Origin of the sequence: Nostoc sp. (assembly GCF_036917095.1) — a bacterium.
Lineage (GTDB): Bacteria > Cyanobacteriota > Cyanobacteriia > Cyanobacteriales > Nostocaceae > Nostoc.
This window is the reverse complement of record NZ_JBALFH010000053.1, coordinates 136,791-161,106: the sequence shown is the minus strand read 5'-3', so window position 1 is coordinate 161,106 and position 24,316 is coordinate 136,791. Positions and strand designations below refer to the sequence as shown.

Here is a 24,316-nt window from a genome sequence, read left to right as displayed (position 1 = left end):
TTGTAGTGGTCACCGCCCCCAAAGGTGCGGTTAGTGGTAATTTTAGTTTAGCGATCTGTTTAAGAAATTAGAACTTAGCCCTCTTCTGTACCCACGAGTTCTGGAAATTATTAAATTTTCATTCCTTAGTATTCAATAAGAAAGAGCCAGAGAACTAACTTTCTGGCTCAAAGCTGGAGACAAAATTATCATCAAATAAAGCTAACTTGGGTGAGAACCTAAATTCTTCCCAGGTTATGCAGCCCCAAGACAGCGCCCACTCCTAAGATATGACCAAAGGCGGCACTTGCTATAAAAGCTGGTAAACCAAAATCACCTAAGAAATTGACTGAGGGTAGTTTTGGTTCTGCGTTGGGATACTTGATGGTAGATTTGCCAATGGCAATGGCAATGATATTAGCGATAATGATAATCAGTGCAACAGTTGGACTCCATTGCAGAGGTGTAGTTGCAGCAGCGAGTAAGGTTGAAGTAAACACCTGATTTGCTCCTGAAATTTATTAATGATTGAAAACATAATCTGAAACTTTCCGAAGCAAATTCCAGAAAGTACCCAATTTTGCATCAATATTTAACAGTTATTCTTACTACTTAATACAATGTGAGTTCAACGGGATAAATTCAGGACTGACGCAAATTCGCCAAAAAGCTAATTTATTGAACTACCGCCCTTGCAGACAAACCGGGATGGATTTGCCAACTTCTAAAATTCCCCCCCTGCTTCCTCTGCTTCCCCTGCTTCCCCTGCTTCCCCCACACTGTTTTGCATGTGGCTGCTTTTTTAGTTCGTCAAACTCAGGTTAATGCATGTATCGATGGGATTATATCTGCACATAACAAGACGAAAATATGATATTTCCCTATCAAAAGCATTAAATATGCTGAATTAATATAGCAATCCGAATTGAAACAAGAGAAAGTACTGAAGCTACAAGTAAGTAACTATAAGCTTTTCAGCGATTTTATTTCTCAGAAAATATTTAGTATTGATACAGAAAAATATAATTTTCATCTATCAAAAGTATGAAATATAAAGATATAAATTTTCTATATCTTTTCTCTATCTAAAGAAATTAAATCTTTGTATTTTATCTATAAAGTATACTTCTGGCAGAAGATGTAAAAAAATATTAGGCATAGTAAATTAACATCAATATTAATCAAAGTTCCTAAACAATTAAGGCAAGTGTGTTATACACGAGCTTGGAAGAGCCTAAAACTTTGTTAAAATCAGCAACACACAAACTATGAACTCTATCACCGAAAAACGTATTGCCTTAATTTCCGTCCACGGAGACCCGGCGATTGAAATAGGGAAAGAAGAAGCTGGGGGACAAAATGTTTATGTGCGTAACGTGGGTGAAGCACTAGCGCAGCTAGGATGGCAAGTTGATATGTTTACCCGCAAGGCGAGTCTAGAGCAAGACTCGATTATTGAACACAGCAACAATTGCCGAACTATTCGTTTAAAAGCTGGCCCCCTTGAGTTTGTGCCGCGAGATGAGCTTTTTGACTTTCTGCCAGAATTTGTGGATAATTTCCTCAAATTTCAATTAAAAAATGAGATTAAATACGAGTTAGTTCACACTAACTATTGGCTCTCTAGTTGGGTAGGGATGCAGTTAAATAAAATCCAAGAGAGTAAACAGGTTCACACGTACCACTCCTTAGGAGCAGTCAAGTACAACACTATAGAAAATATTCCTTTGATTGCTAATCAGCGATTAGTAGTAGAAAAAGATGTGTTGGAAAAAGCAAATCGAATTGTGGCGACAAGTCCGCAAGAACAGGAACATATGCGATCGCTAGTTTCCACTAAAGGCAATATCGACACCATTCCCTGCGGTACAGATATTCAGCGGTTTGGTTCGATTGCACGAGAAGCAGCTAGGGCTGAATTGGGAATTGACAAAGAAGCGAAAGTTGTATTATACGTAGGGCGTTTTGACCAACGCAAAGGTATAGAAACCTTGGTGCGTGCAGTAAACCAGTCTGAGCTACGCGACTCTAACAATCTTCAGTTAATCATTGGTGGTGGTAGTACTCCAGGTAACAGCGACGGAATTGAGCGCGATCGCATTGAGCAAATCGTCAGCGAATTGGGGATGAGTGACTTTACCACTTTTGCTGGTCGTCTGAGTCAAGATATTTTGCCAACTTATTACGCAGCAGCCGATGTTTGCGTTGTTCCCAGTCACTACGAACCCTTTGGACTTGTGGCGATCGAGGCGATGGCAAGCGGTACACCAGTTGTGGCTAGCGATGTCGGCGGACTTCAGTTTACTGTAGTTAATGAAGCAACTGGATTATTAGCACCACCACAAGATGTAGATGCCTTTGCGTCTGCCATAGACCGAATTCTCTTAAATCCAGAGTGGCGAGACGAATTGGGTAAAGCTGGTAGAAAGCGCGTCGAAACTAAGTTTAGCTGGGATGGCGTAGCAACTCAACTGAGCGAACTTTACACTCAACTGTTACAGCCACAACCAGTAGCGTCAACAGCCAAAGAACTAGTGCAGTCAACAGCCGAATTAGTGCAATCAACAGCCAAAGAACTAGTGCACTCAACAGTCGAATTAGTGCAAGCAACAGCAAAACAGCCAGTTTTGGTTGCTAAATAATTCTCTTGCGTAACAAAGAATGGTGAGTGGGTAATTCGGAAGTAAGCAATAATTTTCTTTCCCTAGTCCCCAGTCACCATTACTCAATCAGTTCAATATTTCTCTAGGGTGAATGATTTCCACTATTAGTTTAATTAGTGGAAATCATTCACCTTACTCTTTAGCTTGGAAAACTCGACGCTAAAAAAACTGTATAAAAAAGTAACTTGTCACCTAAGTGCAGAAGTTTATCTGATGATAGATTTGTGCGTTTTTTTGTTTGCAGCTATCACCAAAGCAAGTAACCGCTATGATAGTTTAGGTCTGCTATGCTTTGACTAAACGAAAATAGAAGCATAGCGATCGCTACCATTTGAATGTTAAAAACTAATCGCTTTGCAACCAGTTGACTTTACCACTCTCACAGCTGCTTGTAGCGAAATCCGCGCTAACTGGCTACCATCACGCTTAGAACAGGTTTACCAGCGCGATCGCTACACTATTGCGATGGCATTACGCACCCTCAAACAGCGAGATTGGCTACAAATTTCTTGGCATCCCCAAGCTGCACATATTTGCATCGGCGATCCACCACCGCGATCGCCAGATACCTTTACCTTTAGCCAACAACTGATACACCAATTGAGTGGTTTGGCACTGGTGGCTATTGAAGCGATCGCCCCTTGGGAGCGGGTTATTGATTTACAATTTGCCCGTCGTCCTGGAGAAAGCGCTCTATATCATGTCTATGCAGAAATCATGGGCAAGTATAGCAACGTCATTCTCACCGACGCCAACAATATAATTATCACTGCTGCTCATCAAGTCAGTCAGCAACAATCTAGTGTCCGTCCCATCCAAACCGGACAACCTTATGAAACACCGCCAAAACTGACTGGGACTGTCCCCAGTTTGAACGAATCACAAGAACGTTGGCAAGAACGGGTAAGTTTAGTGCCAGGAGCAATCAAGCGGCAATTGCTGAAAAGTTATAGTGGCTTGAGTGCCGCACTGCTGGAGTTAATGCTGTTAGAAGCAAATATCGCACCAGAAACATCCACCGATAGCCTCAACCCCGACGATTGGCGACGGCTATTTGAACGTTGGCAAGAATGGCTGCAAGCATTGGATTCGAGTAAGTTTCAACCCGCTTGGACAAAAGTTGGCTACACCGTCATGGGTTGGGGTGCAGTTGAAAAAGTCAAAGATATCCAGGAGTTGCTCAACCGCTACTACAGTAAACAGATCGACCAACAGTTATTTTTACAATTGCGCCATCAGTTGAGTCAGAAATTGAATAATATTCTGGTAAAATTACGCAATAAAGCTCAAACCTTTAAGACGCGCTTGCAGCAATCAGATAAAGCCGATGAGTATCGACAAAAAGCTGATTTATTGATGGCTCATCTGCAAAACTGGGAACCGGGGATGAAGGAAATGATCCTTTCTGATTTTGATACAAGTTTGCCAGTAGCGATCGCTCTCCAACCAGATAAAAATGCTGTCCAAAATGCCCAAAGTCTTTACAAACAGCACCAAAAGCTCAAACGCGCTCGTGCTGCTGTGGAACCGCTACTGTTAGAAGTAGAGACAGAAATTGAGTATTTAGAACAAGTAGAAGCTGCGATCGCCCAGATAGACACCTACCAAACAGCAGAAGATTTACGAGCTTTAGAAGAAATCCGCGAAGAGTTGATTGGACAAAAGTATTTAGAAGATCCAGAATATCGCAGCCGCAGTGCCAATGAACCCCCCAGCACCAACTTTCATCGTTACGTTACCCCCAGCGGCTTTGAAGTATTAATCGGTCGCAACAATCGCCAGAATGACCAATTGACCTTTCGTGTAGCCGGGGATTATGACATCTGGTTCCACGCTCAAGAAATTCCAGGCAGCCATGTGCTACTGCGTCTAGAACCCGGTGCTGTTGCAGAAGAAGCTGATTTGCAATTTGTAGCTAATCTTGCCGCCTACTACAGTCGCGCCCGTCAAAGCGAACAAGTCCCAGTAGTTTACACTCAGCCAAAACACGTCTACAAACCCAAAGGAGCAAAACCGGGAATTGCAATTTACAAGCAGGAAAGCATCCTCTGGGGAAAACCACAAATGGTTATTAGTCATTAGTCATTAGTCATTAGTCATTGGGAACTGGCTATTAATTCTTCTCCCCCTGCCCCCTGCTTCTCTACTCCATTTCTACCTTGCGATTTGCTGAATTATCCTTATAGATAGAAGCTTTTAAGCTTTGTTCGGATATTTTTTGATGAAGTTTCACGAAAAATCTGTGTTGACTGTTACAATATTGTTAAGAAAAGTTGCCCGTTGCATTTTGGGAACGCGCAATTGGGTTTTAACTCTCTTGAGAAGACAACGCAAAAAAACATTTTATAGACCAGCTGTGGGAGGCTGGTCTTTTTGTTTTTTAAGTCCCATTATAAGGTCGATTTTTAGGGTCAAATTTTGACCCTATTTTCCATGCCTACGCACCCATTAAAAAAGCTTCCACAAGGGAAGCTAACAGGCAATGGGCATCAGGGATTGGGTTTACTGGCTTAACAGCCCTAACGCTACCTCTAGGTGATGTTTAGCTTTATGCAGTGCTAGCAGTTTCTCTTGGACGTACCTATCGGGAGCATTTAAAACTCTTCCTTCCAAGCTTGCTTTGATAAGTGCTGACTGCTCATCGGTCGGTGAGTTCATCTGTTCTATAGCGCTTGATAACTCTTGCATAAAGGCAAAAGTGACATTCCTTAGTCCTTTACCTACCTCAAATTGAGAAAGTGCTATTTGAGGGAACACCATAAGGGATGTAATGTAACTAGTCTTATATGCTCTGTTCCCTGTAGGCTTTAACCCATAGCGCAAACACAATTGCGCTAATTCTGGTTTAGTTTTGATTTCGAGTTCCGTTCGTGTAAACATGGAATTGTTCATTTAATAGATGGACACTGGGTAGCTAAAACTTTCCACGGTCAACAGCTACCCACTAAATGATTATTCTCCACTGGTAGGCACGTTAAGAATAGCGTTAGTTATATTTCTACATAAATGACTAAAAACAAAGGTAACCCAGAAAATTTACGGCCGTTCACTACAGATAGGGAAGAGTCGTTAACCGAAAGATTGAATTTACGTGTTACCAAAACAATGAAGGAAAAATTATCTACCAAAGATGACCCGCCAGAATTCTGTAGACGCGCTATTCAAAAAGCACTGGATGAAGACGAGCAATCGAACTTAGATAGCTAAAGATAGCTAAAGATAGCTAATATTATTTTTTTCAAAAAGAATATGAGATAAGACGCTTGTACGAAAGTTAGACAGAGTTACAAGCATCTTATTTTCTTGTTCCATTGTACTTTTAATAACATTGTTACCAAAAATATATACTTGCAGAAAATATTTACTTAATATATATATCTGTAAAATCATATTACACGATAATTCATATATTAGATTTGTCATATAAATATTGAATTACCTTTGCGCTAAACCATCGTGCCAACAGTTAGGCAAAACATACTACGATAATAGGATTTTATAAAAGTTCAGTACTACTGTATGACAATTCATGTATTGCATTCGGCATCATGTACTGAAGATAAAGGATAAAACACCACGGCATCAGCGTTTTTATTCATGCTGTCAACTGTATGACTCACAAGCATTGTTGCTCCTATTGATACCTACACCAGTCCTAGACTGGATGCAAGTTCACTGCGAGTAGATGCAGGATGCAAGTGGTGTTTTTGTCTGTAATGTATGCCAGGAACCGGACTTGAACCGGTGACACGAGGATTTTCAGTCCTCTGCTCTACCAACTGAGCTATCCCGGCTGGGCTTTTGTGAGCCACGATTAATCAATGTAGCAAAGATTAAAGAATATAGCAAGGCCTTGGAGAAAAGTATTTATGCAGCTTTCAACCTCAACTTAAACCAGATGAAAACGGCTACAAATAGCAAAAACTGGACAAGAACAATACTCGGGCCAGAAGCAAAGTTGAAAATACCTGATATAATGATGCCAGCAATACTGCTGATGGAACCAACTATCACCGACATGACTAGAAAGCGGCTAAAGTGGTGACTCATCAGTTTGGCAGTAGAGGCGGGAATAACTAAAAAGGCGTTCACCAGTAAAACGCCGACAGCTTTTATCGCTACAGCAACGGCGAGTGAAAGTAAGACCACAAACGCATAGCGGTACAATTGGACGGGGACGCCTTGAACCTGGGCTACATCGGGGTTAAGGGTCAATAAAATTTGTTGCCGCAGAGTTGATAGTAAGAATATGCTACCTCCCACAAGTACTAGCAACGTCAAAATCAAATCTGTGGTATCGATCGCTAGAATATCCCCGAACAGCACAGTCATCAAGTTGCCACGATATCCTTTAATTAGGCTCGTGAGAATTAAACCGATCGCTAATGCCCCAGATAGCACTATGCTAAGTACGCTATCGCTAGCTAAATCGGTTTTGTCGATAAAGTAAAGGACAATAACGCCAAACACTAAGGTAAAAGGTAACAGCATCCAAGTAGGATTTATTTGTAGCAGCACACCTAACGCCACACCTACTAATGCTGCATGACCAACCGCGTGGCTGAAAAAGGATAACTGGCGCAAGGTGACAAAACTACCTAACATCCCGCCAAGTATTCCCATCAAGGCAGCACCGACGATCGCACGCTGTATTGAGGCAAGTTGTAACAACTCTAGCAAGTCATTACTACTAGCGATCGCAAGCCAAGCTATTTGACAATCATTGAATAAATTCATACTTATGGGCGTTAATGTTGGTGCTGGTAGCGGCTGAAACCTGGGCCATAGGTTGCTAACAGGTTTTGCGGTGAAAGGGCAATTTCCGGCTTACCAGTACAAACAATACTTTGGTTCAGGCAAAGCACGCGATCGCAATGGCGATTTACCATATCAATATCATGGGAAACTTGCAATACTGTCCAATCCTCCTCCCGCTTTAATTCATTTAGCAAAGCGTAAAAATCTGCTGCACCTTGGACATCAACACCAGCAAAGGCTTCATCAAGTACCAAGAGTTTGCGAGGCATTACCAAACAATAAGCCAATAAAACCCGCTTGAGTTGACCACCGCTAAGAGTCCCAATAGCTTGATGCTGTAAATGATAAGCATCGGTTCGCCGTAAAGCTTCTCCTACTGCTGCCGATTTTTCTTGGTCTTGTCTCCACAGCTTGGAAAAAAATGAATCGCCTCTTTTCTCTTCCTTGTCCCATCCCAGCCCCACCAATTCGCTAACAGAAATGGGAAAGCTGCGGTCAAAGATGAAGTTTTGCGGCATATAGCCCAACAGGTGACGTAAACGCCCCAGCCTTGCAATTGGACGACCTAAAATTTCAATCGTCCCAGCGCTTCGAGGGATCAAATCTAAAACCGCTTTTACCAGGGTACTTTTACCGGCACCATTGGGGCCAACGATGGCTGTATCTGTTCCTGGCAATAATTCAAAGGAAACATCTCGAACAGCTAGATAGCTGCCTTGATAGACAGTTAATCCTTCTACTTTCAAAGTAGCAATGTTATTAGTCATTGGTCATTAGTTATTAGTCATTGGTCATTGGTCATTGGTCATTGGTCATTTGCAAAGGACAAAAGACAACTGACTAATGACAAACCTATTTACATGAGGTTTGCAGAGTTTGCAAGTTTGCTTTCATAGCCTTGAAATAATGCTGCGGATCTGTTTCGCCAGTTTCCAGAGAATCCAAAGGACGCAAAGTTAACTTCAAGTCTTTGGAAAGGCTGGATAGAAGTTTGTTATCTACTCCTGGTTCGCTAAATAAAGCTTTAACTTTGTACTTTTTCACCGCATTGACTGCATTTTGCACATCCGTTGGCGAAAGTTGATCTTCGGGAATTTGTACCACAGCAACTTGCTTGAGTTTATAGCGTTGAGCTAAATATGGAAACGCATCATGAAAGGTAATAAAGGTACAACTAGGAGTTTTCTGCAAAGTCTGTTGAAATTCGCTATTTAAACTTTCTAATTCTTTAATATAAGTCGCAGCATTCGCCTCATAAGTAGCTTTGTTCGCTGGGTCAGCAGCAATTAATCCATCCCGAATATTAGTTACCTGCTGTTTTGCCAAAACTGGATCTAACCAAACGTGAGGATTACCTTGGGCATCTTCGTCGTCTTTTTCCTGTTGTCCCGTTTTCACAACAGGTGAAATCTCATTTAAAGGTTTAATACCAATACTTGCATCAATTTCGGCTAATTTCGGATTTTGGGCATTTTTAACAGTATTTTCTAGAAATTCCTCCAAACCTAAACCATTTTTTACTAACACATTTGCAGTTGCGATCGCTTTGACATTTTGGGGTGTCGCTTGGTATTCATGTACCTCCGTACCCGGTGGCACTAGAATTTCTACATCTGCCACATTTCCAGCTACTGCCTTAGTAAACAAATATATCGGCAAAAATGTTGTCACTACTTTAGTTTTTCCCGACTGCGCCCGTAGGGTAGAGGCAGCTTCCTGTGCTTGCGGCGACTGTTCGGAAGTTGTTCCCCGATTCGGATTCGATTGGCTACAGCCAGTAGCCATAGATAACATTAGCAAAGCAATTATGGGCAAGAAGCCGCTTCTTTGCCTGCCTGTGATAATTCCTCTGCAATTCACAATCACGGTATTTTCTCCTCAAAACCGATGCTTACTCTGCCTCTGTCACAATTGCTATTGACAATAAGACGTATTCTAAATTTTATACTATAATAATTCTCATTCTCATTCAATACAGACAAGATCGTTCTGGATTACCTATGTAATGAGTAACAAGAAAAATTTTTCAGACGGTACAGCCCTGTGCAATTTAGTTTTACCTGAATCATTAGGATTTCTTGACTTTTTTTGTTAAAAAGTTTGCTTACTTCTGATAAGATTGCTGACAAATATTCTTATAAAATACACGTTTAAAAAAAACGTGGTTTGGGTGTGAATTGGAGATCGGTGTGAGGAGAAAAATGCAAAAATTCTGGAAATATCTGCTAGTTAGTCCAGCAGTCTGCGGTGTCATGCTATCTTTTCATACTGCTACATTTGCAGGTGAAACATCGAGTAAGTCTGAAATCAATCAACCGCAAGTTTTAGCTAATCCAGATATAAAAGCTACGAACATAGCGCCAGATGGGATAATGGCGCAAGTTACCTCCGTGTCTCAATTTTCCGACGTACAACCCACCGACTGGGCATTCCAAGCATTGCAGTCATTGGTTGAGCGCTATGGCTGTATTGCAGGATACCCAAATAGCACTTATCGGGGTAATCGGGCATTAACGCGATATGAGTTTGCGGCTGGTTTGAATGCTTGTCTCGATCGGGTTAACGAACTTATTGCTACAGCCACTGGCGATTTAGTTAACAAACAAGATTTAGCGACATTACAAAAGCTGCAAGAAGATTTTTCAGCAGAATTGGCGATACTCCGAGGCCGTGTGGATGCAGTAGAAGCACGCACTGGTGAATTGGAGGCGAATCAGTTCTCAACCACAACCAAACTGCAAGGACAAGTTGTCGCAGTCGCCAGCGATGTTTTGTCAGGAAATACAGTCAACGGTGCGGAAATTACAGACAAGAATACAACTTTAGGGGTACGCGCACGGATAGAACTTGTGACCAGCTTCACAGGAAAAGATACGCTGTTCACCAGAATCCAGGCTAATAATATTCTCACCCCTAACATTGGTACACCAGAGGGCAACTTATTTTTTGCTGGCGAAGACGGTACTACTGATGCTGCTATAGATGCACTCTTGTACAGATTTCCGTTGGGCGAAAAAACAGAGGTTGTCGCGATCGCCAACGCAGGTGCAGCAGACGACCTTACCAATACTGTCAATCTCTTTGACGGTGATGGCGCTTTTGGTGCTTTGTCCACCTTTGGTACGCGCAACCCAATTTATGGCCAGATAAACGGCGCAGGATTGGGAGTAACGCACGAGTTCGGTGAGAAATTGGCACTAAGTCTAGGGTATTTGAGTGGTACAGCTAATGACCCTACGCCCAATAATGGTTTATTTAATGGTTCTTACGGTGCGCTGGCACAGTTGACAGTTAAACCAAGCGATCGCATTACTATTGGTTTAACTTACATCAATTCCTACAATCAGCCACTACTTACTGGTAGCAATGCAGCAACTTTCGCGCCCTTGGATTTAGATGGAAATGGTACGTTAGATTCCCGATTTTCTAGTAATTCTTACGGTGTCCAAGCATCCATTGGCATCACTAAGAACATTGTCTTGGGTGGTTGGGCTGGATACACCAATAGCCGCACATTAAATGGCGATCGTGGTGAGGTTGACATTTGGAACTATGCCGTCACTCTCGGCTTTCCCGACCTTGGTAGAGAAGGTAACTTAGCAGGTATCATCGCTGGTATAGAGCCGAAAGTAACAAGCTCTACCATCGCAGGATTGGATAGCGATCCTGATACATCCTATCATCTTGAGGCGTTCTACCAATATAAGCTGACTGACAATATCACCATTACCCCAGGAGTCATCTGGTTAACATCGCCAGATCATAACAATGATAACGATGATGTTGTTATTGGCGCACTGAGAACTACATTCAGTTTCTAATTTTCAAAACTCCAAAGAAGACGCAAAAGTTAAATTTGCGTCTTTTCTTTTGTGTAAGGGTTTCACTTCGTACCCCTACGGTAGGGCTATTTCATTCTATACATAAACCGCCCAGAACTAAAGTTCTAGGCTAATAGCTAAAGTCCGTTAAAACGGACTAGAACTTTTTCTCAGTCATCTTTAGATGACTTTCGCTATTAGACTCAGAATTCATTCTGAGGCGGGCTAGATGAGAATGAAATAGCCCTGCCCCTATGGGGATCTTGCTACAACCCAACCGGGAGCAGTTTATGGTTTTTGACGCTAACTAAACTGTATTGGGTTCTAAATGGGGAAAGTCCTTTAAGCAATTATGTTTGCACGCCAAATTCTTCTGGATCTACACCCCAATTTACCCAGCGAATCGCTTCACGCGCTGAGTTCATATTTGGTGGAACTCGCAAGGCGTGAATAAACCCTGTACTAGGGCAAGTCATTTTTAATAAGTAAATTGCTTCTTCATCGACATCATTATCTATTTTTAATAGAGTATATTCTTTCCAAAAATCTAATTCAATAGCTTGTAATTCTTGGCAAATTCTGGCATAACCTATACCCTGAATTAGTACTCGCCGTATTTCGGCGTTTCCCTCTGTTAAAAGCCATTGAGATTGCCATTGCTGCGGGTGGATTTTACCGTATTTTTCAGGCAAAGTTACGCCGTGGTAGGAGTAGAGGCTATATCCATCGGTAAATTCAATAGCAGGTTCGCCTTCAGCGTGGAGGCGATTTTGATTGTCTAAAGATAATTTTTTGGGGCGATCGCATATCATACAAATGTTATCATCAGCAAAAATACGACCGCAATGCTTGCATATATTTTGTAAAATTTTCCATATTTCTTGATTATAATCGCATTTTAATACATAAATACAAAACTCAAAAAGACTATATTGACGTAGCAAACCGTCTAATCTGACGCTGCCATCTACAAAATACTTTAAGCCATTTATTTTAAGTTCTCTCTCTAATAAGACTCCCAACTCAAATTCTATTTGATTAATTCTATCAATATCAATATTTAATCTTTGATTTAACACATATAAACTGTCGTAACCTAATTGTTTTTCTAACTGATCGAATAGTAGGTACTCTATATCAGTATAAAGTTTGTCATTACTGTATTTTAGCTGAAGATCAATATCGAGGCACAGAGATGCATAAGGACTATCACAGAAAATTATTGTAGGCTCTGGCTCATTAATAATAGCATAAGCAGCTTTTATAGATTCAGCAGCTTTGTCTCGCTCAATTCTTTCTGTAGAAAACGCGATCGCTCGCCACTTTTCCCGATAAACTGGAATCAAAGCCTCTTGCTCAGGTGTTAGCGTGTAAATCATTTATTTTTACTAATCAAGAACTTTTACCTATTTGAACAATTTCTAAATTGGGAAATCCTTTAAGCAATTATGTTTGCACACCAAATTCTTCTGGATCTACACCCCAATTTACCCAGCTAATTGCTTCACGCGCTGAATTCATATTCGGTGGAACTCGCAAGGCGTGAATAAAGCTTGTACTGGGGCAAGTCATTTTTAACAAGTAAATTGCTTCTTCATCGACATCATTATCTATTTTTAATAGCGTGTATTCTTTCCAAACATCTAATTCAATAGCTTGTAATTATTGGCAAAATCTGGCGTAACCAATACCCTGAATTAACACTCGCCGTAGTTCGGCATTATGCTCTGTTAAAAGCCATTGAGATTGCCATTGCTGCGGGTGAATTTTACCGTATTTTTCCGGCAAAGTTACACCGTGGTAGGAGTAGAGGCTATATCCATCAGTAAATTCAATGGCGGGTTGACCTTCAGCGTGGAGGCGATTTTGATTGTCGAAGCGCAGGTGAAGGGGGCGATCGCATACTATACAAATTTCCTTAAAAGGATAAACCCAACCACAATTCTCAACCAGTCCTCGCAATAACTGCCATCCTTTGGAATTGTAAGGTGCATTGAATACAACAAAACCAATTTCAATCAAACAGCATCTTTGTATCCATTCTTCAGGCTCCACTCGCATATCGCTCTCTAAGAAGCTCAAAACTTCATTAGGAATATCTTCTTGAGTGATTAAATGCTGTATGACCTGTTGCCAGAAGAAAAAACATATATCTAAGTCAAAGTAGAGTTCATTGGATAGAGAGGAAAATAAATCTTCAGACAATAACTCTCCTAAAAAATTAAGTATTTTATTAAACAAGTCATGGTATGTTTTTAGCAGATCGCCTGGTAAATTCCATCGATACCAATAATTTTCAAGATTGCTGTAGCTATTTTTTAAATCAGCATTAACACTTTTAAAAGCTGCAAGAGGGCTATCAAAAAATAAAATTTTCGGCTTAGGTAAGCCTAAAACTTCGTAGGCTATTTTTACCGCTTCCGCCGCTTTTTCACGATCAATCCGCTCAGTTGAAAGCGCGATCGCTCTCCACTTCTCTCGATAAACTGGAATCAAAGCCTCTTGCTCAGGCGTTAACTTCTCAATCAGCGACATATCGCCAACCTTCAGGCTCGTATTCCCGTTGAATTTTCACCATCCAGTCACCTTGGGGAATAGAAATAGCTTTATGCTCCTCATGGGCAAGCAATGCCGACTCTGAAAACACACGCAAGTAGAGTGTGCTATCTTTCTCGTATAATTCTGCGTTTCCCTCAGTAATGCGATGCTTATGCCCAGTAACTTCGCCTTCTGCCAAAGTTAAGTGAGGTATTTTTTGTCCTTCAATTTGCTGCACAGGCAGTAAGATTACATCACCTTGGCGAATCGGTTTCATGGTTTTGCTTTCCTGACATGGGTACAAACCCCACTTCGCTTTTGCTCTCAAGTTTGGTTTAATTTTGGCACAAGCTCTTGGGTATGGGGCATTATGCATAGGTCAATTCAATATTTCTTCTTCCCCTGCTCCCCCTGCTTTCCCTGCTCCCCCTGCTTCTATTCCCCATTCCCCATTCCCAATATTTTGAAAACTGTAGTCGCCAATTATGCGTTAGATAAGTTAAAGATTGAAATAGCTGGAAATTCACACCCAGCGTTCACCTCTCCTATCCTCTGGGACAGGCTGGGCCCTAAGTTCAGCAGATTCTATCCCAAGCAGGCAGTTTATGTGAGGATTAAATCACCGCTCTAAGCGTGACCTTTTATCTTGACAATTTGCAAAAATTACCTCAATTTGACTGTTTAGCTTTGTAGCTCTTCTTTTTATTGAAATTTCCATGTCAACTCTCGTCATCGTCGAATCTCCAACCAAAGCTCGTACCATTCGCAACTACCTGCCAGCAGGCTATCGGGTGGAGGCATCTATGGGTCATGTGCGTGACCTACCCCAGTCGGCTAGTGAAATTCCCGCTGCCGTCAAAGGGGAATCATGGGCACAGCTAGGGGTAAATGTGGACGCCGACTTTGAACCGGTATATGTTGTCCCGAAAGACAAAAAGAAAATTGTCACCCAGCTTAAAGAAGCCCTCAAGGATGTAGATGAACTGATTCTGGCAACGGACGAAGACCGGGAAGGTGAAAGCATTAGTTGGCATTTATACCAATTGCTCAAGCCGAAAGTTCCCACTAAGCGGATGGTGTTTCACGAAATTACCCAAGAGGCGATCAAAAAAGCTCTGAAAAACTGCCGCAATATTGATGAGCAGTTGGTTCGCGCCCAAGAAACGCGGCGGATTTTAGATCGACTCGTAGGCTATACCCTGTCTCCACTGCTATGGAAAAAAATCGCCTGGGGATTATCTGCTGGACGAGTGCAATCTGTAGCCGTGCGACTTTTAGTCACTAGGGAACGCCAACGCCGCGCTTTCCATGAGGGTACATATTGGGATTTGAAAGCTAGTTTGTCAAAGGAAAAAACCCCCTTTGCCGCCCAATTGGTAACATTGGCAGGAACCAAAATCGCTAACGGCAGTGATTTTGACGCAACGACCGGACAAATTACCGCAGGTCGCAATGTCTTGTTGCTCAACGAAGACCAAGCTGTAGCCCTCAAGGAACGCCTAACTGGGAAAACCTGGAGTGTTACCGAGATGGAGGAACGCCCAGTGACGCGCAAACCGTCGCCACCGTTCACCACCTCGACGCTGCAACAAGAATCTAACCGTAAATTACGCCTCTCAGCCCGTGACACGATGCGGGTTGCTCAGAATTTGTACGAGCAGGGGTATATTACCTATATGCGGACAGATTCGGTACATTTGTCAGATCAAGCGATCGCAGCTGCTCGGAGTTGTGTAGAAAAGCTTTACGGTCAACAATACCTCAGTCCCCAACCCCGGCAATACACCACCAAATCTAAAGGCGCACAAGAAGCGCACGAAGCAATTCGTCCAGCAGGTAGCACCTTTCGCACGCCCCAAGAAACTGCTTTGGGCGGTCGGGAACTTGCCGTTTACGATTTGATTTGGAAGCGGACTGTTGCCTGTCAAATGGCTGATTCCCGGCAAACTCAAATTACCGTGCAATTGCAAGTCGAGGACGCTGGATTTCGTTCTTCTGGCAAACGGATTGAATTTCCAGGATACTTACGTGCCTATGTCGAAGGTTCAGACGACCCAGAAGCAGCACTAGAAGACCAGGAAGTAATTTTGCCGAATCTGAAAGTGGGAGATCGTCCAAATTGTACAGAGCTAGAAGCAGTTGGGCACGAAACCCAACCGCCAGCTAGATACACCGAAGCAACTTTGGTGAAAACCTTAGAAAGCGAAGGTATCGGTCGTCCCAGTACCTACGCCAGCATCATTGGCACGATTATCGACAAAGGTTATGCCCATTTGGTGAGTAACGCTCTCATTCCCACCTTCACCGCTTTCGCCGTCACCGACTTACTGGAAAAACATTTCCCAGACATCGTTGATCCTAGTTTTACCTCGAAGATGGAGCAAACCCTTGATGATATTTCTACAGGTGAAGCGAAATGGCTACCCTACTTGCAGCAATTCTATCTGGGAGAAAAAGGGTTAGAAACCCTTGTAAAAGAACGGGAAAGTCAAATTGATGCCACCACAGCTAGGACTGTAGAACTGGAGAATCTAGATGCCAAAGTCCGCATTGGGAAATATGGCCCCTACATTGAAGTCGATAATGGTGACGGAGTTATCACCGCTTCAATTCCCAAAGACTTGACCCCAGCCGACCTCGACCCCAAACAGGTAGAAGTATTGCTGCGACAAAAAATTACAGGGCCTGACCAGGTAGGTCGGCATCCCGAAACTGGCGAACCGATTTATGTGAAAATTGGTGCTTATGGGCCTTATGTCCAATTGGGTGATAAAACCGACGAAAACCCCAAACCGAAACAAGCCTCCCTACTCAAAGGTGTTACCCCAGAAACCGTTACCCTGGAAATGGCTGTTGGTCTGTTGGCACTACCCCGAACATTGGGAGTTCATCCAGTTACTGGCGGCAAAATCCAAGCAAGTTTGGGACGCTTTGGCCCTTATGTCGTTCACGACCAAGGTAAGGAAGGTAAAGACTACCGTTCCCTAAAAGCTGCTGATAATGTATTGACAATTAGCTTAGAACGTGCATTGGAATTATTGTCCGAACCCAAAAAGGGACGCAGTTCCACCAACAGCAAGTCAAAGGCAGCCTTACGTGAATTGGGTACACATCCAGAGGACGGGGAAACAATTAACATCTACGATGGCCCCTATGGCCCTTACATCAAGCATGGCAAAACTAATGTGAGTATCCCAGAAGGTCAAACAGTAGAAAATATAACCCTGACGGAGGCGTTGAACTTGTTGTCAGCTAAAGCATCGACAGCGAAATCGACTCGCAAAAGTAGTAAATCAACGAGTTCTAAATCAACGAGTTCTAAATCTAAGTCAACTGCTAAGTCATCAACGACTGCTGCGAAAAAAAAAGGTACAGAAGGTTAGTTGCAAGTCAAGAGTCCAAAGTCCGATCCTTAACTCTTGACCCTTAATATTCATCGTTGATAGGATGCGGTTCAGTAGGTTGCAAGTGTGATACTCTAAAAAGTAAGGGAAAACACAACGCCAAATTTTAGAAGTGGCTTATGTCCCAAACACGGGATTGTGTATCAGCCCGGTTGGAAGCCAGAGGTGCGAAAATATGCCATTTTCTGCGTACCTGTTAATCAAAAATTGAGGTAGTATCTCAGGAGCGATCAGTTCATGGACTATATAGAAAAGGTGCTGGAAAAGGTTAAGGAATTAGCACGTAGGCTAATTGATAGCCTGTTTGGACCAGAGGCTGAACCGGAACCGGAACTGATTCCGATTCCTGTGAACGATCGCTCGCGCCGTCGCCACTAGCCCGAAAGTGTTGAACTCGACTTTAACACCCTTAAACATTCTGGCACTGCACGGGCCAAACTTAAATTTGCTAGGACAACGAGAACCAGGAATCTATGGTTCGTTGACACTGGCTGAAATTAACCGCCTGTTAGAAGAAGAAGGATTCAAATTGCAGGCGAAAGTTTTTCCTTTGCAGTCAAATCATGAAGGAATTTTGGTAGATACTATTCATGGCGCATTGGGAGTATATCAAGGAATCTTGATTAATGCGGGAGCATATACCCATACAAGTGTGGCATTACGAGATGCGATCGCTGCTGTTAATTTGCCCACAGTAGAAGTACATCTGAGCAATATATATCGTAGGGAAGATTTTCGCCATCATTCCTACATTGCTCCGGTAGCGATCGGGCAAATAAGTGGTTTCGGCGGACAAAGTTACTTGTTGGGCTTACAAGCTTTGGTGAATCATTTAAGAAGCATATAAGCATGAGAAATGAATTGATTTTAGATTTTTGATTGAAGAATTTAATCTAAAATCCAAAATTTAAAATCCAAAATTATATGCGTTACTCTCCTGCAAATCGGTTTAAAGGTACTTTACTCGGAGCATTCCTGGGAGAAAGTGTAGCCTCTGCTGGCATACAGTTTCAGAGTTACGCGAATTTGGGCAGAATGGCGCTTCTAGGTACTGAAAGTTTAATTGCCTTAGGTAGATTAGATTTAGATGATTGGATAGGGCGTCAGCAACAAGAATCTCTTCATTTAGCTGCAACTGATGACATATCGATCGAAATAATTATTGCCACACTACCAGTAGCACTTTTTTTTCACGAAAACCCAATTAAGCTCCGACAAAACTTGCTGCATGTCCTAAAAATCTGGGATGATGACCCAGTAGTACGGGATGGAACACTAGCAGTAGGATATGCGATCGCTCTTGCTCTAACTGAAAAACTCGACCCCATAACCCTCATCCCGCAAACAATTTCTTTTCTCGGAGAAACACCGACATCAATATCAAAAAATTTATTAATAGTCCAGAATTTATTAGAGCAAGGGGCTGGATTGTCAAGGGCGCAAGCTGAGTTTGCTAAGGAAGAAAAACTCAGTAACACTATTCCTATGGCATTTTATTGCTTTTTGAGTACCTTAGAAGACTTTCGCCTGGCTGTTTTGCGGGCTACTGACAATGGCAATTCTAAAGTGCAAGCCGCTAGGCCTATAAGCTCACAAGCTACAGGTGCAATTACTGGTGCTTTATCAGGAGCATATAACGGTATAAGCGGGATTCCCGTAACTTGGCAAGTCTTGCTCTTGCAGAGGAATTCTCCAATATGGGGACTAACTAGCTTTTCCCAAATGTTAAAATTGAGCGATGCATTGGTGGCGGTGTGGTCAGGAGTGTACGATGTTGCCTTAAATGTAAGGGAGTTAACAGAGGAGGGATGTGTGGAGGCTCCGCTTTCAGTTTACGCAGCTCCTCGGGTTATTCGGTCGCGTTAATCCTATTTTCACCGAACAATGGTGCGGGTGCCAAACCCTGAAGACTAGAGAATCTAGCCAAAAACTAAAAAGCTTACTAGTACAGCTTGGTAAAAATCCAGCTAGCATCTCAAACCAGACAAGTTGCTCAGAGCAACTGATTAAAGGTAGGTAAGTGGGCAAGAATAAATCAAACCATGTTACGCAATGTAAATTTAATTAAATTAGCTCATAGTAAGCAGATGTAGCCCCAAAAATAGGGCTAGAGCCGCTTAGTACAAACCTTTGATTATTCACGCCTACTTCACTCAGCTAGGCAAACTTCCGCCACAGCGTACTAATCTTATATACTAGAATTTTTCCGCCAATCCTCGAACAGACTGATTCTGTAAGTAGCTATTGTGGCAAATTGGTAACAAAAAAGCCCCCGCCACCGTAGTTGCAGCAGCCGCAGATCAAACTTCCCTGATGATTGTCTTTTTTTGATCTATCAAAGTCGGCAATTGCAGGTAGAGATAATGAAAATGCAGCAATTTTTGCAGTTCTTGACCCAGCAATTGAATCATTGGCGGCGAGAGTATAAAGTACTACGCCGTAAGGGAAAGTTAATCAGAAGTCCCAAAGGTCAAAGCCATAGAAGGGAACTTCTAAGGACTATGTTCAAGAATGTACTTCTGTTTTTATCAAAAACCAATGAGAAAAGCGAACGCCGAAAACAAGAAAGACTGCTCAAGTCAAAGGCAAAGGCCAACACTAAAAGTAGTATTTATGCAGTCGGTTTAGATTGGGCACACGAACAGCGTTGTTGGGTGATTTTAGCGATCGCTTTAGTGTCTCTCACAGGTATTATTGGACATAAATTATACAATCAAACTCAAATCCAAATAGGAAATCCCGCGCCTCAGACAATTACAGCGCCTTCCACAGCTAGGATCGAAGATCGGAAAAAAACAGAAGCCGAGCGCAAAGCCGTCAGCAAAAGCTCCTTACAAATGTTGATGATTGATGCGCGAATGAACGAACAAATCAACGAAAATTTGCAAAAACTTCTGGATGATGGCAACGAAATTCGCGCCGTTGCTGGAGCGTTTCCTTTTTTCGATCCTGTAGTTTTCTCCATCTTTACTCAGCGTTACCTCCGCTCTTGCCAAGACTCAGAATGGCAAGCACTGCTACTGACTATAGAAAATAGTAAAAATCAGCAGAAGAAAGGAACAGGACGAACCGCCGCCTCATCTCGTCCATCATCTATAGGTGCACCCAATCAGCAACGCCAGCCGCGCACCACACCAACGCCAGCCCGCTCAACGGGGGAAACCTCCACACGCCCCTGGCTTTCCAAATCTGATTCCCAGAGTCCGCAGGTAACGCCACAGAAGACAGAGCCAGTTGATTTTTCTCAAAATACTGACTTTACTCAAGCAGAAGCAGAACTAGAATCTTACCGCCTCACAACTTCTGAGAAAAACTTGTCCTTAGCGATCGCCCAAATTTCTCAAGCACGCCAAAGATACACCCAAGCCACAGCCAAACTTTTACAGTTAGAGACTGTTAGCCCAGAAGGAGTATACGAAGAATCCCTCCTTTTGGATTTGTCAGATGGGGAGTGGGAAAAAACACAAATGGGAATCCATCAGAGTACAGAGCGGATTCTCACCCAAGGCATCCCACAAGGACTGCCAAAAAATATCTTACAAGATGCGGTGAGTTTACAATTGCAGAACTTTGTACCAGAATCCGCCGAAACTTTGGCAAAGAACCTGTTGTTAGCTGTACTCAAGCCGAATCTGCAAGAAGATGAAGAACAAACCAGACAAAACGCTCAAAAAGCTGCTGCTGGGGTGGCACCTATGATGGTGAAGGTACGGCATGGTGAGGTGATTGTCAAAAAAGGAGAGCCGATTACTGCATGGAACTTTGAGGTGCTAGAGCATTACCACCTGATTCGTCGGGAGGTAAAGTGGCAGGAGTTGGTGACATTAGGAGGCGTTATTGCGATCGCCATTGGCATTTTTGTTTGGATAGAACGCCATATCGATTACGAATTGCGGCAACGCGATCGCCTATTAGTGTTATTGCTGACTTTGAGTGTGCCAGGATTGGTAACAATGGGATTGCCTTATACCACCTGGAGTGCCCTTGGTTTATTGTTGGGAAGCTTCTACGGCCCCACTTTGGGGTTAACAGTTGTCGGGCTGCTGTTGCCGATATTAGGAATTAGCTTGGATATGAGTAAGGCTGCACTTTTAGCTGGTGCGGGGGGAGGATTATTAGGTAGTTACATTGCACAACGATTGCGATCGCGTGAAGAATTAGCATTATTAGGTGTTGCGATCGCCTTAACTCAGGGCGGCATTTACCTGGTTGTTAAAATCTTAATTGGTCAAGCATTTGGTTCAACTTGGTATATCGTCCTCCGAGAAGCCGGATTGTTTGCTTTATCCGGCTTAGGCTGGAGTGTTATCGCCTTAGGCTTGAGTCCTTATCTAGAAAAAGTTTTTGATTTAGTCACTCCAATCCGTTTAGCAGAGTTGGCAAACCCTAACCGCCCCTTATTAAAACGACTCGCTACTGAAACTCCCGGAACTTTTCAACATACGCTGTTTGTGGCTACCCTTGCCGAAGCTGCTGCCAAAGAACTCGGATGCAACGTTGAACTAGTCAGGGCTGGGACGCTATATCACGATATTGGCAAAATGCACGACCCCCTTGGCTTTATTGAAAATCAAATGGGGGGGCCGAATAAACATGATACAGAGATTAAAGACCCTTGGAAGAGTGCAGAAATTATTAAAAAGCATGTAACTGAAGGGTTGGTGATGGCGCGTAAACACCTTTTGCCGACAGCGATTCAAGCTTTTATCCCAGAGCATCAGGGAACGATTCTGATTGCATATTTCCATCACCAAGCCCAGCAAATGGCTCAGGAAAACCCAAGTTTAACAGTAGACGACGCAGATTTTCGCTACGATGGCCCGATTCCCCAATCACGGGAAACAGGAATTGTCATGTTGGCAGATTCTTGCGAAGCGGCGTTGCGATCGCTGCAAGCGTCAGGTTCAGGTAAGCATGTGGGGGAAAAGCCATTACTTAAAGATGTCTCCACAGAACAAGCTTTAACAATGCTCAACAACATTCTGCGTGCAAAATGGCAAGACAATCAACTCGTAGATTCAGGACTAAAACGGGAAGAGATGCCACAAATTGCTCAGATATTTGTGGATGTTTGGCAACAATTTCATCACAAACGGATTGCTTATCCTAAGTTGAAGGCTAGTACTGTTGTGCGGAATTCGTAATATTGCCTTGGATATAGCTGCCGTCAATTTCGTCGCATACCAGCCAAAATAAAATTAACTGCTGCTTGAGTATGCTGCTCAATCATTTCTGGACTCAGCAGTTGCAAATCGGGTCTAGTATGCTTGATGTTTTCGTAAGCGTTGAAGTATAAATTACAAACCCCAATAATATGCAGGGTGGTGAGAAATGGATCGATTTGACGGAAACAACCCTCCGCCATCCCCCGCTCTAAAATCTTGATGAGATAGCTAAAATTTTCTTGCCAATTTCCCTGTTTGAAATACTTTCCCTGATTTTGGTTTGCTTCTTGAAACCAAAGCATCCCTCTATGCGGGTGAGCAGCTTCATAAGCGATCGCTCCTTTGACAAGTACCTTTAACGCCTCCTCTGGTGGGAATCGATCCAAATTTAGCTGTTGAAACCCTTCGTGCATCTCTACCGCCGGACGTTGCAGAACAGCTTGATATAGTCCTTCTTTGCTCTGGAAGTAGTAGTAAATCATCGCTGTGGTGACACCTGCACCTCTAGCGATCGCTTCTGTCCGCGCCCCTTGAAGTCCATTTCTGGCAAACTCCGCTTCCGCCGCATCAAGAATCTGCTTTTTCGTCGCTTCTGCATCCCGCACCTGACGCGGCTTTTTACCTGAGAATTTTGACTGCGTTGAACGACCCACGTTGCTCCATCATCATAACGAAAATATATTAACTAAAAAATTGGTTAGTAGTTGACATAGAAGATGAAATTTATTAAGTTATTACTAACTAAAAAATTAGTTAGTTAATCGCGTAATTCAGCAATGCAGTAGCCAAAATTAGCCGAGTAAATGCGCGGTTGTATTAGTTCGTCCATTGCAGATAAGACTTTAATTATCCCAATTTGCATTCAAAAGAGTGATGTAGGACAGGCGACACCAAGTTTTAATATTGCGTGACGTTTTACTAACTCATCTAGCGATTTTTCAATAAATTATCAAGATTTTGGAGGAAAAATGGAACCAATTGTACCTGGTGCGCCTTGGTTAATCGCGCACAAATCTATATTGGGAGTGAATAAACCGAATAAAATTACATTAAATGGGCAGGATTATGTTATTTGGCAAAACCAAAAAGGCGAAGTGTTTGCCCTTGATAATATCTGTCCACACATGCAAGCACCATTATCAGACGGCTGGGTTTGTCAAGAGAGGGATACTATTACTTGCCCTTTTCATGCACTAGAATTTGATGGACAAGGCAGACTACAGCAAGGAGATAAAAAAGATACTCAGCCAATTACAAAACCATTAGAGCTAATTATTAGCAATGATTGCATCTGGACTTATGCTGGATTTGAGCCAAGATTGCCTATACCAGATTTGCATCAGAAAATTGTCGATGATTACGAGTTCATCGGAGTAACTGGGGACAAAAGTATTCAGGGTGATTTTTTGACTAATCTGATGGTTAACTATGACTATAACCACCAAAATGGGACTCATAAAGAACTATTTAAAATTACATCTTGCAATGTAAGTCATTTTGAAGAAAATGGATACTATTCCACAGTTAAACAAGAACTGACAAGAGCCAACAACACGCTAGGAGAAATTCTCAAAAACCCTATTTTGGGAATCTTCCCTAAAAAACTTGCTAACACACTAGAATACGCTTTTCCTTCAACTACAGCTTTTTTTGCTAAAACGCCTATTGGTGATATTGTTCAAATTCATATTCTCTACCCGGAAACAGAAAAAATCACCAAGACATTTATTTTGATGTATGCCAAAGTCGTCAATCCTTTGATGAAATTTATGTTTAAAAACTCAGTTTTACAAGCAGCAGCCACAGTCATTGAACAGGATACAGGTGCAGCTGAAAGTTTGTATACTCGGCAAAAACCAAAAATTAGATTGCCAAATGAAGAGATTATGTTCTATGCAGAAAGACTCTACCGCGAGTGGTAATTTAGATTTGCAAAACCTAACTACGTTTTACAATTAAACTGTAGCTAATTACTGCTGGAGGTACTC

General features: G+C 42.5%; 17 protein-coding genes, 1 tRNA gene and 2 pseudogenes. 10 read left to right on the top strand and 10 right to left on the bottom strand.

From position 1 onward, the window contains the following. Positions 1-218: 218 nt before the first annotated feature. The gene (gene psaK / locus V7L01_RS31450; protein ID WP_335041940.1) at positions 219-479 is read right to left on the bottom strand and encodes a photosystem I reaction center subunit PsaK; all 261 of its coding nucleotides are present in this window, start codon (positions 477-479) and stop codon (positions 219-221) included. A gap of 768 nt (positions 480-1,247) precedes the next feature. Between psaK and V7L01_RS31445 the strand changes: the two are divergent. Beyond that, a pseudogene (locus V7L01_RS31445) lies at positions 1,248-2,483 on the top strand (glycosyltransferase family 4 protein); the annotation flags it as partial. A 513-nt stretch (positions 2,484-2,996) separates the two neighbouring features. Next, the gene (locus V7L01_RS31440; RefSeq protein ID WP_335041938.1) at positions 2,997-4,724 is read left to right on the top strand and encodes an Rqc2 family fibronectin-binding protein; all 1,728 of its coding nucleotides are present in this window, start codon (positions 2,997-2,999) and stop codon (positions 4,722-4,724) included. Positions 4,725-5,144: 420 nt separating this feature from the next. Here the strand turns inward: V7L01_RS31440 and V7L01_RS31435 are convergent, their stop codons facing one another. Next, on the bottom strand, positions 5,145-5,522 hold the full coding sequence (locus V7L01_RS31435) for a hypothetical protein (protein WP_335041936.1): 378 nt from the start codon (positions 5,520-5,522) through the stop codon (positions 5,145-5,147). Positions 5,523-5,648: 126 nt separating this feature from the next. On the opposite strand from V7L01_RS31435, the gene V7L01_RS31430 reads away from it, so the two are divergent. After that, entirely contained in the window at positions 5,649-5,849 is a 201-nt protein-coding gene (locus tag V7L01_RS31430; RefSeq protein ID WP_335041934.1) for a hypothetical protein, read from the top strand. A gap of 514 nt (positions 5,850-6,363) precedes the next feature. On the opposite strand, the gene V7L01_RS31425 is transcribed toward V7L01_RS31430, so the two are convergent. The 4 genes from V7L01_RS31425 to V7L01_RS31410 all read right to left on the bottom strand — a co-directional run bounded on the left by V7L01_RS31425 (position 6,364) and on the right by V7L01_RS31410 (position 9,194). Continuing rightward, a tRNA-Phe gene (locus tag V7L01_RS31425) sits at positions 6,364-6,436 on the bottom strand. A gap of 73 nt (positions 6,437-6,509) precedes the next feature. After that, complete coding sequence (locus V7L01_RS31420) at positions 6,510-7,379, bottom strand: metal ABC transporter permease (RefSeq protein ID WP_335041932.1); 870 nt, start codon at positions 7,377-7,379, stop codon at positions 6,510-6,512. Positions 7,380-7,390: 11 nt separating this feature from the next. Then, positions 7,391-8,167, bottom strand: coding sequence for a metal ABC transporter ATP-binding protein (locus tag V7L01_RS31415; protein ID WP_335041930.1), 777 nt, complete (start codon positions 8,165-8,167; stop codon positions 7,391-7,393). An 85-nt stretch (positions 8,168-8,252) separates the two neighbouring features. Further along, complete coding sequence (locus tag V7L01_RS31410; RefSeq protein ID WP_442937054.1) at positions 8,253-9,194, bottom strand: metal ABC transporter substrate-binding protein; 942 nt, start codon at positions 9,192-9,194, stop codon at positions 8,253-8,255. A gap of 407 nt (positions 9,195-9,601) precedes the next feature. Between V7L01_RS31410 and V7L01_RS31405 the strand changes: the two genes are divergently transcribed. After that, on the top strand, positions 9,602-11,221 hold the full coding sequence (locus V7L01_RS31405; protein ID WP_335041926.1) for an iron uptake porin: 1,620 nt from the start codon (positions 9,602-9,604) through the stop codon (positions 11,219-11,221). 350 nt (positions 11,222-11,571) lie between these two features. Here the strand turns inward: V7L01_RS31405 and V7L01_RS31400 are convergent, their stop codons facing one another. From V7L01_RS31400 to V7L01_RS31385, 3 genes and pseudogenes are all read right to left on the bottom strand, one after another. Continuing rightward, positions 11,572-12,600 carry a DUF6745 domain-containing protein gene (locus V7L01_RS31400; protein ID WP_335041924.1) on the bottom strand — a complete coding sequence of 343 codons (1,029 nt, stop codon included), beginning with the start codon at positions 12,598-12,600 and terminating at the stop codon, positions 11,572-11,574. 67 nt (positions 12,601-12,667) lie between these two features. Next, positions 12,668-13,756: pseudogene (locus V7L01_RS31390) on the bottom strand (DUF6745 domain-containing protein). Next, positions 13,743-14,135: a hypothetical protein gene (locus tag V7L01_RS31385; protein ID WP_335041918.1), complete on the bottom strand. Its 393-nt coding sequence runs from the start codon at positions 14,133-14,135 to the stop codon at positions 13,743-13,745. Before V7L01_RS31385 ends, V7L01_RS31390 begins: the two are co-directional and overlap by 14 nt. Before the next feature lie 340 nt (positions 14,136-14,475). On the opposite strand from V7L01_RS31385, the gene topA reads away from it, so the two are divergent. The 5 genes from topA to V7L01_RS31360 all read left to right on the top strand — a co-directional run bounded on the left by topA (position 14,476) and on the right by V7L01_RS31360 (position 22,307). Next, entirely contained in the window at positions 14,476-17,142 is a 2,667-nt protein-coding gene (gene topA / locus V7L01_RS31380; RefSeq protein WP_335041917.1) for a type I DNA topoisomerase, read from the top strand. 258 nt (positions 17,143-17,400) lie between these two features. Next, complete coding sequence (locus tag V7L01_RS31375) at positions 17,401-17,541, top strand: hypothetical protein (protein WP_335041915.1); 141 nt, start codon at positions 17,401-17,403, stop codon at positions 17,539-17,541. Between the two features lie 7 nt (positions 17,542-17,548). Then, positions 17,549-18,010, top strand: a complete 462-nt coding sequence (gene aroQ, locus V7L01_RS31370) for a type II 3-dehydroquinate dehydratase (RefSeq protein ID WP_335041913.1) — start codon at positions 17,549-17,551, stop codon at positions 18,008-18,010. A gap of 77 nt (positions 18,011-18,087) precedes the next feature. Beyond that, complete coding sequence (locus V7L01_RS31365; RefSeq protein WP_335041911.1) at positions 18,088-19,029, top strand: ADP-ribosylglycohydrolase family protein; 942 nt, start codon at positions 18,088-18,090, stop codon at positions 19,027-19,029. A gap of 497 nt (positions 19,030-19,526) precedes the next feature. Then, positions 19,527-22,307: an HD family phosphohydrolase gene (locus V7L01_RS31360; RefSeq protein ID WP_335041909.1), complete on the top strand. Its 2,781-nt coding sequence runs from the start codon at positions 19,527-19,529 to the stop codon at positions 22,305-22,307. Between the two features lie 23 nt (positions 22,308-22,330). On the opposite strand, the gene V7L01_RS31355 is transcribed toward V7L01_RS31360, so the two are convergent. Further along, positions 22,331-22,981: a TetR/AcrR family transcriptional regulator gene (locus V7L01_RS31355; protein WP_335041907.1), complete on the bottom strand. Its 651-nt coding sequence runs from the start codon at positions 22,979-22,981 to the stop codon at positions 22,331-22,333. Positions 22,982-23,296: 315 nt separating this feature from the next. Here V7L01_RS31355 and V7L01_RS31350 point away from each other — a divergent pair, with 315 nt between their 5' ends. Continuing rightward, positions 23,297-24,250 (top strand): Rieske 2Fe-2S domain-containing protein, encoded by a 954-nt coding sequence (locus V7L01_RS31350; protein WP_335041905.1) that lies wholly within the window; start codon positions 23,297-23,299, stop codon positions 24,248-24,250. Positions 24,251-24,316 lie beyond the last annotated feature (66 nt).